Below are 14,143 nucleotides of genomic sequence, written 5' to 3' on the forward strand. Positions count from 1 at the left end.
ATATGAGAGACAAGCCTGAAAAAGGCATTCAAGACTGCTTCGAGGAGGACAGGAAACACGATGCGGCAATACGCAAAAACATTCGCGACGCTTGCGCTTGGCATGATGGTCACGTTGGTGGCCGTCGATTTCGCCGAGGCGCGTCGCGCCAGCGGCGGCTTCGGCAGCCGCGGCACGCGTACTTTCGACGCCCCTGCTGCAACACGCACGGCGCCGGCACCGGCCGCGCCGATCGAGCGGACAATGACGCCGCGCACCAACGCGAACCAGCCTGCAACCAATCCGTCCACCGCCGCCAATCAGGCTGCGCGTCCGGGTGGCCTGTTCGGTGGTCTTGCCGGCGGTCTGATGGGTGGCCTGCTGCTCGGCGGCTTGTTCGGCATGCTGATGGGCACAGGCTTCGGCGGCGGCTTCGGCATCCTCGGCCTGCTCCTGCAGGGCCTCTTGATCTTCTTCCTGATCCGCTTTGCGATGCGCATGTTTGCCAATCGTCAGGCGACGGCGTCCGGTCCGGGCAATGCCCCGGGTTTCGGCGGCTTTGGGGGCATGGCGCGTGACAACCAGAGCGGTGATCAGGCTCGTCCGAGCTTCCAGATCCCGAAACTCGGTGGCGGCGGCGTATCGTCGGCGGCTTCCGCTCGCCGATCCGGCCAGCCCGACGAACTCGGCATCACGCCGAAGGATCTCGAGCGCTTCGAGGAACTGCTGCAGGAGATGCAGCGCGCCTATGCGGCCGAGGACTATGGTTCACTGCGCCGCATCACGACGCCGGAAGCCATGTCCTATCTCGCCGAGGAACTGAGCGAGAATGCCACCAAGGGCGTCAAGAACGAGGTGCGCGACGTGCATCTGGTGCAGGGCGACGTGGCTGAGAGCTGGGCCGAAGACAAGATGGAATATGCGACCGTCGCGATGCGCTACGAAGCGATCGACTATGTCGTCGACCGCCAGAGCGGTGACGTGGTCGAAGGCGATCCGAACACGCCCACCGAATTGGTTGAGCTCTGGACCTTCGCGCGGCGTCCCGCCACAAAGTGGCAGATCTCGGCGATCCAGGGTGTCGAACAAGCCTGAGTGCGTCGGCACTCTCCAACCCAAAACATGTTGGGGCCCGGCTTTTCGGCCGGGCCCCTTTTTGCGTCAGCGCACGAGCTTGATCAACTCGAAGGGAAAGCCGCTGTCATCGTTCGGACGACGGCCTGTCTCCATGAACCCAAGCCGGTCGTAGAAGCGGCGGGCGCGTTCGTTGAGCGTATAGACCTCCAGCTCCAAACATGAGCGGAGTTGCGAGGCATGTTCCACGAGTTGCAGGCCGATGCCCGTTCCATGGTGGTTCGGATCGACAAACAGGCCACCGATGGTTTGATCCAGCAGGCTGATGAAGCCGACGATCTCGCCGTTCCGCAGCGCCACATGGGTCTCCGCCAGCGGCAAGTAATGGTCGGCCACGAGGGTCGCCTGGATGTCCAGTTGCTCGCGGACGAGGAAGGGGTGTCCTTTCTCAGATGCCGAACGCCAGATAGCGACGAGGCGAGTGGTATCCTCGGGCAGAAAAGCCCGGATTTGCAGGTCGTATTTCATGATTGTTCCGTCAGTCGTGTTGTTGATGCGCATGCGACAGCGTTCGGCTGTCGAGCCGTTCCCATAGGGTTCAAAGGCTGTCGTTACTGCGCATCAAGCTCCTTCTTGCTGACGATCCTGAAGCTTTAGACCTTGAGGCGTTTCGCCTCAAGTGTTGAATGGCCTGACCGCCCGGCCAGCTCTCCCTCAGCCCGGGCACTGCTGCAACTGCTTGGCATAGGTATAGGTGATGTCGGTGAAGCGCTTGGCACCTCTCAGCGCCTCCGGGCGCTTGTTGTAGGCGCCGCGCAGATAGCCGGTATGGCCGGAGTGATATGCCAGATAGAGCTTGTAGGGGTCGTTCAAGGGGATGTTGACCTTCGTCGCGCTCTCCCGGTGATACCAGCCGATGAAGCGGATGGCGTCGGCGAAGTCGGTGCGGCGGGCGCCCCAGCGGCCGGTTTCGCGCTGATAGCGTTCCCAGGTGCCGTCGAGGGCCTGGGAATAGCCATAGGCGGTCGACTGGCGCTTGCCGGGGATGAAGCCGAATATCATCTTGCGCGGCGGCTTGGCGTTATGGCGGAAGCTCGATTCCGTATAGATCGTCGCCATCAGGATAGGGACGGGAACGCCATATTCACGCTCGGCGGCGATCGCTGCGCGGCGCCAGTTGTTGAACAGCCCGTCGCGCTGCTCGAAAATCGCGCAGGCATTGCGGGTCTGGGATGGCGGCTTGGCACAGGCCGACAGCATCAGCATGACGCCGAGGGCAGAGTAAAGAGCGGTACGCATGACAAAACCTCGCTACAGGCCCGCCATTCTATTCATTAAAATTTAACGAAAGGTTTTCTTAACCGCCCCCGGATCTTGCATCCCCTGATCAGGGGTGGGGAACACTCCGCCTTGCATGCTGTTACGCCCTAAGTAGCAATCGCAGACAGGAGGCAAGACCCATGTCCATTCGCGCCATGATCGAAACCCATCCGCAGATAGAAGGGGGCGCCAATGACGCGCTGATCGCCTGCATTCAGGCCTGCTTCGACTGCGCGCAGACCTGCATTTCCTGTGCCGATGCCTGCCTTGCCGAAGACATGGTGGACGAGTTGCGCCAGTGTATCCGGCTGAACGAGGACTGCGCTGATATCTGCCTTGCCACCGGGCGTGCGGCGATACGGCGCACGGGGCGGAATGCCCAGGTGCTGCAGGGGCTCGTCGAGGCCTGCACCCGTGCCTGCGCCGCCTGCGGCGAGGAATGCGGCCGCCATGCCGAGATGCATGACCATTGCCGCATCTGTGCGGAGGCCTGCCGGGCTTGCGAACAAGCCTGCCGACAAGCGACCACCCGGATACAATGAGGCGTTGACGGCAGTCGTATTTGCACCCAGTCTGCCGGGCGGTCGTTAGGCAGCGAGGAGGAACGGTTGCGTTCTTGCCCGGCGATCGCAGGTGGACGTTCGTCCGGGAGCGAGGATCTTCAAGGCATGCAGCAGGTCGGCATCGGCATCATCGGATGCGGCAATATTTCAGGCGCTTATCTCAAGGCGCTCCAGCATTTTCCCATTCTGAAGGTCAGCGGTATCGCCGATCTGAACAGTGATCTCGCCGCAAGTCGGGCTGCAGAATTTGGCGTTCCTGCGCGCACCATCGACGAACTGCATGCCGACCCGGAGGTGCAGATCATCGTCAACCTGACGATCCCCAAGGCGCATGTCGAAGTGGGACTGAAGGCGCTTGCCGCCGGCAAACATGTCTATTCGGAAAAGCCGCTCGGTGTGACCTTCGCCGAGGGCAAGCGGCTCGTCGAGACAGCGGAGTCGCTCAATCTCAGGGTCGGCTCAGCCCCCGATACCTTTCTCGGTGGCGCGCATCAGACGGCGCGTGGGCTGATCGATCAGGGCGTCATCGGCCAGCCGATTGGCGGTACCGCCTTTTTCATGTGCCCCGGCCATGAGCGATGGCATCCCAATCCGGACTTCTACTATGAGGCCGGTGGCGGGCCGATGCTCGACATGGGGCCCTATTACATCACCGATCTCGTCAATCTCTTCGGTCCGGTGGAGAAGGTGGCGGGCTTTGCCACCAGGGTGCGCGACACCAGAGAGATCGGCAGCGAGCCGCGCCGGGGCGAGACGATCCCCGTGCATGTGCCGACGCATGTCGCAGGGTTGATGTCCTTCGCCAATGGCGCGGTGGTGCAGATCTCCATGAGCTTCGATGTCGCCGCCCACTGGCACAAGCCGCTCGAGGTCTATGGCACCGAGGGCACGCTGATCGTGCCCGACCCCAATCATTTCGGCGGCGACGTCTTCGTCCTGCCGCTGACCGGCGAGGCGCAAGGACGGCCGGTGACGCTGCCCTATGCGGAGGGGAACTGGCGCTCGCTCGGCGTGGCCGACATGGCGCATGCCATTCTCTCCAACCGGCCGCATCGGGCAAACGGCGATCTCGCGCTGCATGTGCTCGAAGTTATGGAAGCCTTCCAGACGGCTTCCGACCGGGGCGAGACGGTCAAGATCACCACCAGCGTCGAGCGGCCGGCGCCGCTCGAACAATCGCTCGTCGATGGCCTGATCGGCCGCTGAAGACAAGAACAGGGAAGTTTACATGCGTCAGGTTCTGATTTGCTGGGGCGGCTGGGATGGGCACCAGCCCGACCAATGTGCGGCCATCGTTTCCGACATGCTCAAGGCCGAAGGGTTTGCCGTTCGCGTCGAAGCGGGCACGGCGGCCTTTGCCGATCCCGCGATCCGCGACTACAGCCTCATCGTGCCGATGCTGACGATGACCAAGATCGAAAAGCCTGAAATCGAGAACCTGGAACTCGCCGTGCGCGGCGGCGTCGGCCTCGGCGGCTTCCACGGCCAGGCGGGCGACAGCTTTCGCGATTGCGTGCAGTATCAATACATGATCGGCGGCCAGTGGGTCGCCCATCCCGGCAATATCTATGATTACACGGTCAATATCATGAAGCCCGAAGACCCGCTCGTCTCCGGCATCGGCGATTTCCCCTATCGCTCCGAGCAGTATTACATGCATGTCGACCCCAACAACGAAGTGCTGGCGACGACCACCTTTACCGGCGAGCACGATGCCTGGATCGACGGGCATAAGATGCCGGTCGTCTGGAAGCGCCGCCACGGAAAGGGCAGGGTGTTCTACTCCTCGCTCGGCCACCAGGCGGCGGAGTTCGAGGTGCCGCAGATGCGGGAGATTGTAAGGCGGGGGCTGGTTTGGGCGGCGCGGTGAAGGCGGATTAGCCGACGAACCAGGAGCGCACGGCCGTCCAGTTGTTGAGAATGACGATGACGGCGGTCGCGATCGACAGCATGGCGGCGGCCTTGCCCATGGTCGGTAGGCTGTTGACGCGGCCCTTGAGTTCGCCGAACTCGATCGCGGACGGTGCTGCCCTCAGCATGCCCTTGATCTCGGCGGTGTCCTGCAGGACCCGCTTCATATCGTCTTCGAGAGCTTTGACGCGCTGTTCCATGGCTTCAAATGTGCCACCGCCATCGCTGTCTTTCAAGGCGGCTGCCATCGGAACGCGGCGTTTCGGCGTATTGCTGGCCATGTCATGTCATCCAATCGCGTATCCACAATGACTGGTGCAATCTTTGCGGGAAATTCGTTGGGCGTCAAGAATGGCAAACAATCAGCGGCCAAACGTGGAGGCGCCGATCCAGCAGGTCGTCCTAACAATCTTCTAAATAGGAGATTTTTGGTAGCGGGGGGCGGACTTGAACCGCCGACCTTGGGGTTATGAATCCCACGCTCTAACCACCTGAGCTACCCCGCCACACATCGAACATTCGGGCCCTGAGGCCGTCGCCGTCCGAAGCGATGGGCGGCTTATAAGGCGAGGGTCTGATCAAAGTCAAGCGCGGTCTGGGCAAAAACAGCGTGGCTTTCCACCGGTTTGACGCGAGACCTTGCACGCGGCCCGAAAGCCTTGGCCTCAGGCCGCCACGGGGCTGGCGAGAAGCGCCTTCAGGGAGGCTTCTGCGGTGCCTGAGCGTTCCGACCGCTCGATGAAGCCGCCGCCATAGACGCGGGCGTCGGCACCGGTTGCCGAATAGAGCACGCAGGCCTGGCCAGGTGCGACACCGGCTTCGCCGATTTCGAGATCGACATAGACGCCGCGCTCGTCGGCATGCAGTACCGCCGGCGTCGGCGGGCGGGTGGAGCGGACCTTGGCGAAGCAGGGCATGCCGTCTGCGGCATCTTCGGCGAGCGTGCGGTCGCCGAGCCAGTTGATGTCGCGCAGATAGACGCGGTGGGTTTCCAGCGCTTCCTTCGGGCCAACGATGACGCGGCGCGATCGCGCGTCGAGATAGATGACGTAGAGCGGCTCGCCGGTGGCGACGCCCAAACCCTTCCGCTGGCCGATGGTGTAATGCAGGATGCCTTCGTGATTGCCCAAAACGCGACCATCGAGATGGACGATCTCGCCGGCCAGTGCTGCATTCGGCTTCAGCTTGTTGATGACGTCGGCATATTTGCCCTGCGGCACGAAACAGATGTCCTGGCTGTCGGCTTTCTGGGCGACGACGAGGCCCATCTCTTCGGCGAGCACGCGGACTTCCGCCTTCGACATGGCACCAAGCGGGAAGCGCAGATAGTCGATCTGCTCCTGCGTCGTCGCAAAGAGGAAATAGCTCTGGTCGCGCTCGCTATCGATCGGGCGGAAGAGGGCGCGGTGGCCGGGGTCATTGGCGAGCGGCACCGACTTCGAGCGGATGTAATGGCCGGTCGCCAGCGCGTCGGCGCCGAGCTCCTTCGCGGTCGCCAGGAGATCGGCGAACTTGACCGTCTGGTTGCAGGCGACGCAGGGGATCGGCGTTTCGCCGGCGACATAGCTTTCCATGAACGGGTTGATCACGGTGTCGCGGAAACGCTGTTCATAATCGAGCACGTAGTGGGGGATGCCGAGGGTTTCGCAGACGCGTCGGGCATCGTCGATGTCCTGGCCGGCGCAGCAGGAGCCGGCGCGGTGGACGGCGGCGCCATGGTCGTAGAGTTGCAGCGTGATGCCGAGGACGTCATAACCCTCGCGCTTCAGGATGCCGGCGACGACGGACGAATCCACGCCGCCCGACATGGCGACGACAACGCGCGTATCTTCCGGTCTCTTGTCAAAATCCAGCGTGTTCACGGGCTTCGTCTCTGTGCTTCATGCGACCGTTCATCCCGCCCATTGCGGGGATCTGAGGCAGGCTTTGCAGGGTTTTTGGCCCGCTGCCGGTACCGGTCCTTTAGTTGACGGATATAGAAAGGATTGCATCTTCGTGCAAGAGCAGCGATTCGCGGGGATTGCCCGCGGTAGGAGATTCCCCATGCCCGTCCAGATGACCGTCACGCCGGAGAGCTTTCCGATCGCTGGCAGCTTCACCATTTCGCGCGGGTCGAAGACCGAGGCGAAGGTGGTCACGGTGCGGCTGACGGATGGGGTGCATGTGGGGCAGGGCGAATGCGTGCCCTATGCGCGTTACGGCGAGACGGTGGAGAGCGTCGTCGAGGTACTCTCGGCGCTGGTGCCGGAAGTCGCTGCAGGTCTGGATCGCAAGGGGTTACAGAGCCGGCTGCAGCCGGGGGCGGCGCGCAATGCGCTGGACTGCGCGTTCTGGGATCTCGAAGCCAAGCGGGCGGGTGTGCCTGTCTGGCAACTTCTCAAGTTACATGGGCCGAAGCCGCTGTCGGTGACCTATACGCTGTCGCTCGGCAGCCCAGAGAGCATGCGGGCGGCGGCGGAGAAGGAGGCCGCGCGGCCGCTGCTGAAGGTCAAGCTCGGCGGCGATGGGGATGTAGAGCGGATCCGGGCCGTTAGGGCTGGCGCGCCGAATGCTGCAATCATCGTCGATGCCAATGAGGGATGGAGCCTGGAGCAATACAAGGCGTTGGCGCCTGTGTTTCTCGATCTTGGTGTGAAACTCGTCGAACAGCCGTTTCGGGCGGGTTCTGATGATGCGCTGCTTGGGTTGGACCGCGTTCTGCCCGTCTGTGCTGACGAGAGCTGCCATGACACAGCATCGCTCGCTTCGCTGAGGGGCAAGTATGATGCCGTCAACATCAAGCTCGACAAGACGGGTGGGCTGACCGAGGCGCTTCTGATGCGCGATGCGGCTGTTGAAGCCGGTTTCGAAATCATGGTCGGCTGCATGGTCGGCACTTCGCTTGCCATGGCTCCGGCATTTCTGATCGGGCAGGGGGCGGCGTTTGTCGATCTCGACGGGCCGCTGCTTCTGGCGCGCGATCGCGAGCCGGGCATTGCCTATGACGGCGCGGTGATGCCGCTGCCGCCGCTTGGGCTGTGGGGCTAGGCCAGAAGAGAGTCCCCTCCCAAACTCTCCCCACGAGGGGGAGGGCTTAACCCGGCCGCGCCGTCTGCGCCTCAAATCGCCCTCTTTGCCATCGGCTGAAGGTTCTTTGCGCTCAAGCTGGCAGAAGGGCATCCGGGGGTCCTCTCCCCCCTTGTGGGGGAGATGGCCGGCAGGCCAGAGGGGGTCTGTTGGCGTGTCGGCTCAGCTCTTCGGAGCCAACGGTCCGTTCTTCGCCATCCAAATCACATGCTTCTTGCCGCGACCGGTTCTCCCCGCGCGGACGGGAATCTCCTCCACGCCATAGCCGCAATCCTTCAAGCGGCGCGTGAAGTGCTGATCTGGCCCCTGCGACCAGACGCCGAGCACACCGCCTCGGGTGAGGGCCGACTTGGATTTGCGTAAGCCATCATGGGAATAGAGGCCGTCGTTCGCCTCGCGTGTGAGGCCATCTGGTCCGTTGTCGACGTCGAGCAGGATGGCGTCGAAGATACCCCTGGATTTGGCGATCAGTGCGCCGACATCGCCAACGTGAATTGCCACACGCGGGTCGTCGAGGCTGCCGGCGTAAATTTCCGCCATGGGGCCGCGTGCCCAGTCGACGACGGCGGGAACGAGTTCGGCGACGGTCACCTTGGCATCCTCGGGCAGCACGGCGAGGGCGGCGCGCAGGGTAAAGCCCATGCCAAGGCCGCCGATCAGGATATGCGGACGCTTGTGGTCAGCGATGCGCTCGAAGGCGAGCGTGGCCAGCGCTTCCTCGGAGCCGCTGAGGCGGCTGTTCATCAGCTCGTTGGTGCCGAGCATGATGGAGAATTCTGATCCTCGGCTCTTCAGCCGCAATTCGCCGCCGCCGGGTATCTTGGCCGTGTCGAGCTGGATCCAGGGGAGCATGGGTCAATTCCTGCGCGTTGGGGTCTCGGCTGCCCGTATCACGCCGGGACGGCCGGCTTCAACTGTGGCTGCCAATCGCCGTCCGTACCAAAGCCGTCTGATTGGCCCTTGCGGTTTGCGTCCGCCAGAGCGCATCTTGCGCCTCGAAGACGCCGTGTCGACACGTCCTGCAGCTGGAGAATGCCCATGCCCGCCCCCAAGAATGCCTTCAAGGCCGCCCTCTACGAAACCAACGAACTGCTTGTCGGCTTCTGGGTTGCGCTGGCGAGCCCGCATGTCGCGGAAGTCTGTGCCGGGGCCGGCTTCGACTGGATACTCATCGATGGCGAGCATGGACCGAACGATATTCCGCTGATGGCGGCGCAACTCGCCGCCGTCGCGCGGCATCCGGCCCATCCGGTCGTACGGCTGCCGGTCGGCGAAAGCTGGCTGATCAAGCAGGCGCTCGATATCGGCGCGCAGACTTTGATGATCCCGATGGTCGAGACGAGGCAAGAGGCAGACCGCCTGGCCAAGGCCCTGCGTTATCCGCCGGAGGGCATCCGCGGCATGGGCGCGAGCCTGGGCCGCGCCTCCGATTTCGGCCGTATTGCCGATTATGCGGAGACGGCGAATGCCGAGGTCTGCCTGATCGCGCAGATCGAAAGCCGTCTCGGTGTCGAGAACGCCGATGCCATCATTGCGACGCCGGGTGTGGATGCGATCCTCATCGGACCGGCCGACCTTGCGGCCGACATGGGCCATCGCGGCAATCCCACGCATCCAGAGGTCATGCAGGCCGTCGAAACCGTGATCGGCAAGGGTGTTGCTGCCGGCAAGCCGGTCGGCATCATGTCCGGCGATCCGGCCATGCTCGCGATGGCGCGCAAGGCCGGCATCCGGTTCTTTGCCTGCTCCACGGATGTCAGCCTGCTTTCCGCTGCCGCCACCAACCTCGCAGCGTCGATGCGCGGCTGATCCTGTTTCCCGCGACATGCACATGGACATCCGATGAAGCTCAAACTTGTAGAAGCCGAGGCGCTTGTGGTCGACGCCCTTGGCCGTTCTGGCGTGGATGAAGCCAATGCGCGATCCGTGGCCCGCGCGCTTGTGGCCGCCGAAGCTGCCGGACAAGGCGGTCACGGCTTGCGCCGGGTCGAGGCCTATAGTTCCCAGGCGCGGGCCGGCAAGGTGGATGGCTTAGCCAAGCCGCAGGCGTCGCGACCAAGGCCGGGCGTGCTGACCATCGATGCGATGAACGGCTACGCCTATCCGGCGCTCGATCTTGCCGTCGAGATGTTGCCCGGCATCGCGCGCGAGCAGGGTATTGCGATCGCCACCATTCACCGCTCGCACCATGCCGGGGTCATGGGGCTGACGGTCGCGCGTTTTGCAGAGCGCGGGCTGGCGGCGCTGATGTTTGCCAATGCCCCGGCCTCCATGGCGCCCTGGGGCGGCAACAAGGCGCTTTACGGCACCAACCCCATCGCCTTTGCCGTGCCGATCGAGAATGGAGATCCCATTGTCGTCGATCTGGCGCTGTCCAAGGTGGCGCGCGGCAAGATCATGGCGGCGCGGCAGAAGGGGGAGGCCATCCCCGACGATTGGGCCTTTGATGCCGATGGCCAGCCGACGACGGACGCCAACCGTGCGATGGACGGCTTCATGGCGCCACTCGGCGGAGCCAAGGGAGCAGCCCTTGCGATGATGGTCGAGATCCTCTCGGCGGGCCTGATTGGCGCAAACTATGCCTTCGAGGCCTCGTCCCTGTTCGACGACAAGGGGCCGCCCGTGGCGCTCGGCCAGACGATCATCGCCATCGATCCAACGGCGACAGGTGGGCCCGGCGTCTTCTCTCGCCTGGCGCTGCTGGCGGATGAAATCGGGGCGCAGGAAGGCGCGCGCATTCCAGGACGGCGAGGCCAGGATCTGGCTCGTGCCGCCGAGATCGACGGCATCGTGATCGAGGATGAGGTCGTCGCGGCCATCCGGGCGATTGCCTGACGGGAAATGACGATCTCCAGCTATTCGTAATCGGCGCGGTTGATGCCGTGGCGTTGGAGCTTGTCATAAAAGGTCTTGCGGGGAATGCCGAGCGTCTCGAGCGTCGAACGCACGTCGCCCTTGTTTGCGATCAGTGCCTCGCGGATCAGCTCGGCCTCGTGGCGTTCCATTTGCTCGGGCAGGGTGAGGCCCGGTGTGGCTGACCCTGACGCCTGTTTCGGCGGCGGCGTAATCCCGAGCACGACCCGCTCGGCAAAATGCGAGAGCTCGCGGACATTGCCCGGCCAGTCGTGCCTCTCCAGATGTCGGCGCACCTCGGTCGTCATGACCGGTATGTCGCGGCGGAAGCGTCCGGCGGCGCGGGTGGCGAAGTGGGCAAAGAGCAGCGGGATATCGGCGCGGCGTTCGCGCAGTGGCGGGATGGAGATCGTCACGACGTTCAGGCGATAATAGAGGTCCTCGCGGAACTCGCCGCGCTCGGCCGGATTGCCGAGATCGAGTTTGGCGGCGGCGACGACGCGCAGGTCGACGGGCCTCACCTCGTTGGTGCCGAGCGGGCTTACCTCGCGCATTTCCAGAACCCGCAGCATCTTCACCTGGGTGGAAAGCGGCATGCTCTCGATCTCGTCGAGAAACAGCGTGCCGCCGCTTGCATGTTCGATGCGGCCGACGCGCTTCTTCTGCGCGCCGGTAAAGGCGCCGGCCTCGTGGCCGAAGAGCTCGCTTTCGATCACCGTCTCGGGCAGCGCGCCGCAATTCAGCGCAACGAAGTTACCTTTTGTGCGGCGGCTCCAGCGATGCAAGAGTGTTGCCACCACTTCCTTGCCGCTGCCGGTTTCGCCGGCGATCAGCACGTCGACATCGGTATCGGCGATCTGGCGGAGCGTCTGGCGCAGATGCTCCATGGCCGGTGTCTGGCCGATGAGGGGCAGATCGTCGGGCATGGTCGTGGCTGCCTCACGCAGGCGGCGGTTTTCGAGCACCAGCCGGCGTTTTTCGGCGGCGCGGGCGACGCTCTGGACAAGGCGGTCGGCGGGGAAGGGTTTGGCAATGAAGTCATAGGCGCCGTCATGCAGCGCCCTGACCGCCATGTCGACATCGCCATGGCCGGTGATCAGCAGGACCGGCAGATCCGGGTCGAGGCTGCGGATGCGGGCGAAGAGTTCCAGCCCGTCCATGCCGGCCATGCGGATATCGGTGACGACGATGGCCTCGCTTTTCTGCGAAACTTGGGCGAGCGCCTGGGCTGCCGCACCGAAGTCGTGCACGGCATAACCGGCAAGCTCCAGGGTCTGGCGGGTGGCGCGGCGTAAAGCCTGGTCGTCGTCGACGAGGATGATCTCGATGCCGCTGCTCATGCCCGTGCCCTCGTGAGAGTGATGGTGAAGGTGGTGCCTGACGCGCTCGTCTCGACCGAAAGCCGGCCGCCGTATTCAGTGACGATGTCACGGGCGATCACGAGGCCCAGGCCGAGCCCTGCCTCCTTGGAGGTGGTGAAAGGTATGAACAGGTTGTCCCTAACGTGAGCCGGCAGGCCGGGGCCAGTATCGCTGATCGCAAGATCGACCTCGTCGTCGGAGAGGCGCGCAATCCCGACGCGGATATCGCCATCCGCTTTGCCTTCAATGGCTTCAAGCGCATTCTGCAGGAGATTGATCAGCACCTGTTCTAGGCGGATGCGCTGGCCAAGCACTTTGAGATCGGCAGGGATGTCACTGATGGTGAGGCGATCGAAGCTGCCAGCGAAGCGGCTCTTCAACAGGAAGAGGGCCCCGTCGACCGCGGCCTTGAGTTCGACAGGTTCGCCGGCCTGGCGGCCCTTGCGAGCAAGACCCTTCAGCTCGCCGGTGATTGCGCCGATGCGGTCAGTGAGCTCGGCGATCAGGCCAAGGTTCTCCCGTGCCTGATCGCCGTTGCCGCGAGCGAGGAAGGTTTTCGCATTGTCTGCATAGGCGCGGATGGTGGCGACCGGCTGGTTGATCTCATGCGCCACGCCGGCTGCGACCTGGCCGAGGATCGCCAGACGGTTGGCCTGGACGAGATCCTGCTGCACGCCCTGGAGGCGGGTGTCGGTTGCCCTGTGTTCGGCGATCTCGGCCTCAAGGCGGTCGCGGGCTTCGGTGAGTTCTACCGTGCGCAGGGTTACCTGGCGTTCAAGTTCCGCCTGCGCGGCCTTCGCCTCTGCTGTGCGGCGGGCAGCGCGACCGCTGCGATACAGGAAAAAGCCAGCCGCGGCGAGCAAGGGCAGGCCAAGCGCGACCGCAGTGGTGCGCCCCTGCAAGGTGCCTGCATCCATCGCTGCTGCGGCGGGTGCCAGCAGATGCAAGGTCCAAGGCGTTCCGGGCACCGGCAGGGTCTCGGCGACATGCGGCTGGCGCGGACGCGCGCCGGAGGTGTCGGTCGCCACCATCGTGTGTCCGTCAAGGTCGAAGAGCGACCAGATCGGGACTGGCAAAAGCGGGGCTTCGCCAAATTGCAGGCTGTCGCGGATTGCCAGTCGATCTTGCTGGGGGATGTCGGTGATGGTGAAAAAACGCCAGTCCGGACGGCTGGTGATCAGCACGATGCCTCTGGTATCGGTGACATAGGTCGGGCGCCCGGACCGCTGCCAGTCCTGCTCCAGCGCGTTGAACTCGACCTTGACGACGACGACGCCCAGCGGCTTACCGGCAGCGTCATCGACGCGGCGGGAGAGGTAGAGCCCCGGCCTGCGGCTGACATTGCCCAGCGCATATTGTTCGGCTGTGCCGTTCGCCATCGCCTCGGTGAAGTATTCGCGGAAGGCATAGTTGCTGCCGACGAAGCTGTCGGGCTGACGGAAGTTGCTGGCGGCGATCGTCAATCCCTCGGTGTTGACGACATAGATCACGGATGCGCCGGTTCCCGAGGTGAGGGCCTCCAGCTTTTCGTTCAGGCGGTTGACGCTGTCGGGGCCGGGTGCCTGCAATGTGTCGGCCAGTTCGGTGTCCGTGCCCAGCACGAAGGGCAGGGTGCGTGAGCGGTCGAGCACGGCAATCAGCAATGCGCGCTTCAGCTCGGCATCGGTCTGCGCGTCCTCTGCGACGGCGTCCAGCGCCAGGATCTTGCCCTTCTCGCCGGCGTAGAACAATGCGAGGCCTGACAGCAGAACTGCCACAACGGCACAGATGAGCCAGAGTGTGTGACTTGAGCTTCGAAAGGGCGGCATCACGTATGTTGGTCCTGATAGGGCGTGTGGTAGATCGCACTCTAGCACATCACACTTGTGTGGAAAACCGCACGCTCTTATGTGGTGAATCAAGTCTGAGTGCGTATAAAATTCAATCCTATCAGCGTTTTAGATCCGTTTCCTCGGTCTGGCACGCGCCTTGCTAACCTTTCTTCCAAGCGGCCGCGCCGCTCCCAGTCAGTTAAGC

General features: G+C 63.7%; 14 protein-coding genes and 1 tRNA gene. 7 read left to right on the forward strand and 8 right to left on the reverse strand.

Annotated features, from left to right (window positions below; translation table 11 throughout):
• The first annotated feature begins 60 nt into the window (after window positions 1–60).
• The gene (locus SJY08_RS03110; protein WP_377274667.1) at window positions 61–1,074 is read left to right on the forward strand and encodes a Tim44 domain-containing protein; all 1,014 of its coding nucleotides are present in this window, start codon (window positions 61–63) and stop codon (window positions 1,072–1,074) included.
• A 66-nt stretch (window positions 1,075–1,140) separates the two neighbouring features.
• Here SJY08_RS03110 and SJY08_RS03115 read toward each other — a convergent pair whose 3' ends face one another.
• Both SJY08_RS03115 and SJY08_RS03120 read right to left on the reverse strand, forming a co-directional pair.
• Complete coding sequence (locus SJY08_RS03115; RefSeq protein ID WP_246727402.1) at window positions 1,141–1,614, reverse strand: GNAT family N-acetyltransferase; 474 nt, start codon at window positions 1,612–1,614, stop codon at window positions 1,141–1,143.
• Between the two features lie 153 nt (window positions 1,615–1,767).
• On the reverse strand, window positions 1,768–2,352 hold the full coding sequence (locus SJY08_RS03120) for a transglycosylase SLT domain-containing protein (RefSeq protein ID WP_069043493.1): 585 nt from the start codon (window positions 2,350–2,352) through the stop codon (window positions 1,768–1,770).
• 161 nt (window positions 2,353–2,513) lie between these two features.
• Between SJY08_RS03120 and SJY08_RS03125 the strand changes: the two genes are divergently transcribed.
• From SJY08_RS03125 to SJY08_RS03135, 3 genes are all read left to right on the forward strand, one after another.
• The gene (locus tag SJY08_RS03125; protein ID WP_082347569.1) at window positions 2,514–2,915 is read left to right on the forward strand and encodes a four-helix bundle copper-binding protein; all 402 of its coding nucleotides are present in this window, start codon (window positions 2,514–2,516) and stop codon (window positions 2,913–2,915) included.
• A gap of 126 nt (window positions 2,916–3,041) precedes the next feature.
• Window positions 3,042–4,142, forward strand: coding sequence for a Gfo/Idh/MocA family protein (locus tag SJY08_RS03130; RefSeq protein ID WP_377274668.1), 1,101 nt, complete (start codon window positions 3,042–3,044; stop codon window positions 4,140–4,142).
• A 22-nt stretch (window positions 4,143–4,164) separates the two neighbouring features.
• Window positions 4,165–4,806 carry a ThuA domain-containing protein gene (locus tag SJY08_RS03135; RefSeq protein WP_377274669.1) on the forward strand — a complete coding sequence of 214 codons (642 nt, stop codon included), beginning with the start codon at window positions 4,165–4,167 and terminating at the stop codon, window positions 4,804–4,806.
• 7 nt (window positions 4,807–4,813) lie between these two features.
• On the opposite strand, the gene SJY08_RS03140 is transcribed toward SJY08_RS03135, so the two are convergent.
• The 3 genes from SJY08_RS03140 to mnmA form a co-directional block, all read right to left on the reverse strand.
• A complete protein-coding gene (locus SJY08_RS03140) occupies window positions 4,814–5,128 on the reverse strand; it encodes a hypothetical protein (protein WP_377274670.1) in 315 nt (104 codons plus the stop codon).
• Between the two features lie 148 nt (window positions 5,129–5,276).
• Window positions 5,277–5,353 (reverse strand) — tRNA-Met (locus tag SJY08_RS03145).
• Window positions 5,354–5,512: 159 nt separating this feature from the next.
• Window positions 5,513–6,709, reverse strand: a complete 1,197-nt coding sequence (gene mnmA, locus SJY08_RS03150) for a tRNA 2-thiouridine(34) synthase MnmA (RefSeq protein WP_377274671.1) — start codon at window positions 6,707–6,709, stop codon at window positions 5,513–5,515.
• A gap of 181 nt (window positions 6,710–6,890) precedes the next feature.
• Here mnmA and dgcA point away from each other — a divergent pair, with 181 nt between their 5' ends.
• Complete coding sequence (gene dgcA / locus SJY08_RS03155; RefSeq protein ID WP_377274672.1) at window positions 6,891–7,874, forward strand: N-acetyl-D-Glu racemase DgcA; 984 nt, start codon at window positions 6,891–6,893, stop codon at window positions 7,872–7,874.
• Window positions 7,875–8,075: 201 nt separating this feature from the next.
• Here the strand turns inward: dgcA and SJY08_RS03160 are convergent, their stop codons facing one another.
• Entirely contained in the window at window positions 8,076–8,765 is a 690-nt protein-coding gene (locus SJY08_RS03160; protein ID WP_377274673.1) for a hypothetical protein, read from the reverse strand.
• Between the two features lie 186 nt (window positions 8,766–8,951).
• Here SJY08_RS03160 and SJY08_RS03165 point away from each other — a divergent pair, with 186 nt between their 5' ends.
• Together SJY08_RS03165 and SJY08_RS03170 are read left to right on the forward strand one after the other, a co-directional pair.
• Window positions 8,952–9,722, forward strand: coding sequence for an HpcH/HpaI aldolase/citrate lyase family protein (locus SJY08_RS03165; RefSeq protein WP_069043501.1), 771 nt, complete (start codon window positions 8,952–8,954; stop codon window positions 9,720–9,722).
• A 33-nt stretch (window positions 9,723–9,755) separates the two neighbouring features.
• Window positions 9,756–10,748 carry an Ldh family oxidoreductase gene (locus tag SJY08_RS03170; RefSeq protein ID WP_377274674.1) on the forward strand — a complete coding sequence of 331 codons (993 nt, stop codon included), beginning with the start codon at window positions 9,756–9,758 and terminating at the stop codon, window positions 10,746–10,748.
• A gap of 20 nt (window positions 10,749–10,768) precedes the next feature.
• On the opposite strand, the gene SJY08_RS03175 is transcribed toward SJY08_RS03170, so the two are convergent.
• Together SJY08_RS03175 and SJY08_RS03180 are read right to left on the reverse strand one after the other, a co-directional pair.
• Window positions 10,769–12,106 (reverse strand): sigma-54-dependent transcriptional regulator, encoded by a 1,338-nt coding sequence (locus tag SJY08_RS03175; protein ID WP_377274675.1) that lies wholly within the window; start codon window positions 12,104–12,106, stop codon window positions 10,769–10,771.
• Window positions 12,103–13,935 (reverse strand): ATP-binding protein, encoded by a 1,833-nt coding sequence (locus SJY08_RS03180; RefSeq protein ID WP_377278458.1) that lies wholly within the window; start codon window positions 13,933–13,935, stop codon window positions 12,103–12,105. The genes SJY08_RS03175 and SJY08_RS03180 overlap by 4 nt, the downstream gene beginning before the upstream one ends.
• Window positions 13,936–14,143: the final 208 nt, after the last annotated feature.

The organism is Rhizobium sp. R86522 (genome assembly GCF_042466255.1).
Classification (GTDB): domain Bacteria; phylum Pseudomonadota; class Alphaproteobacteria; order Rhizobiales; family Rhizobiaceae; genus Allorhizobium.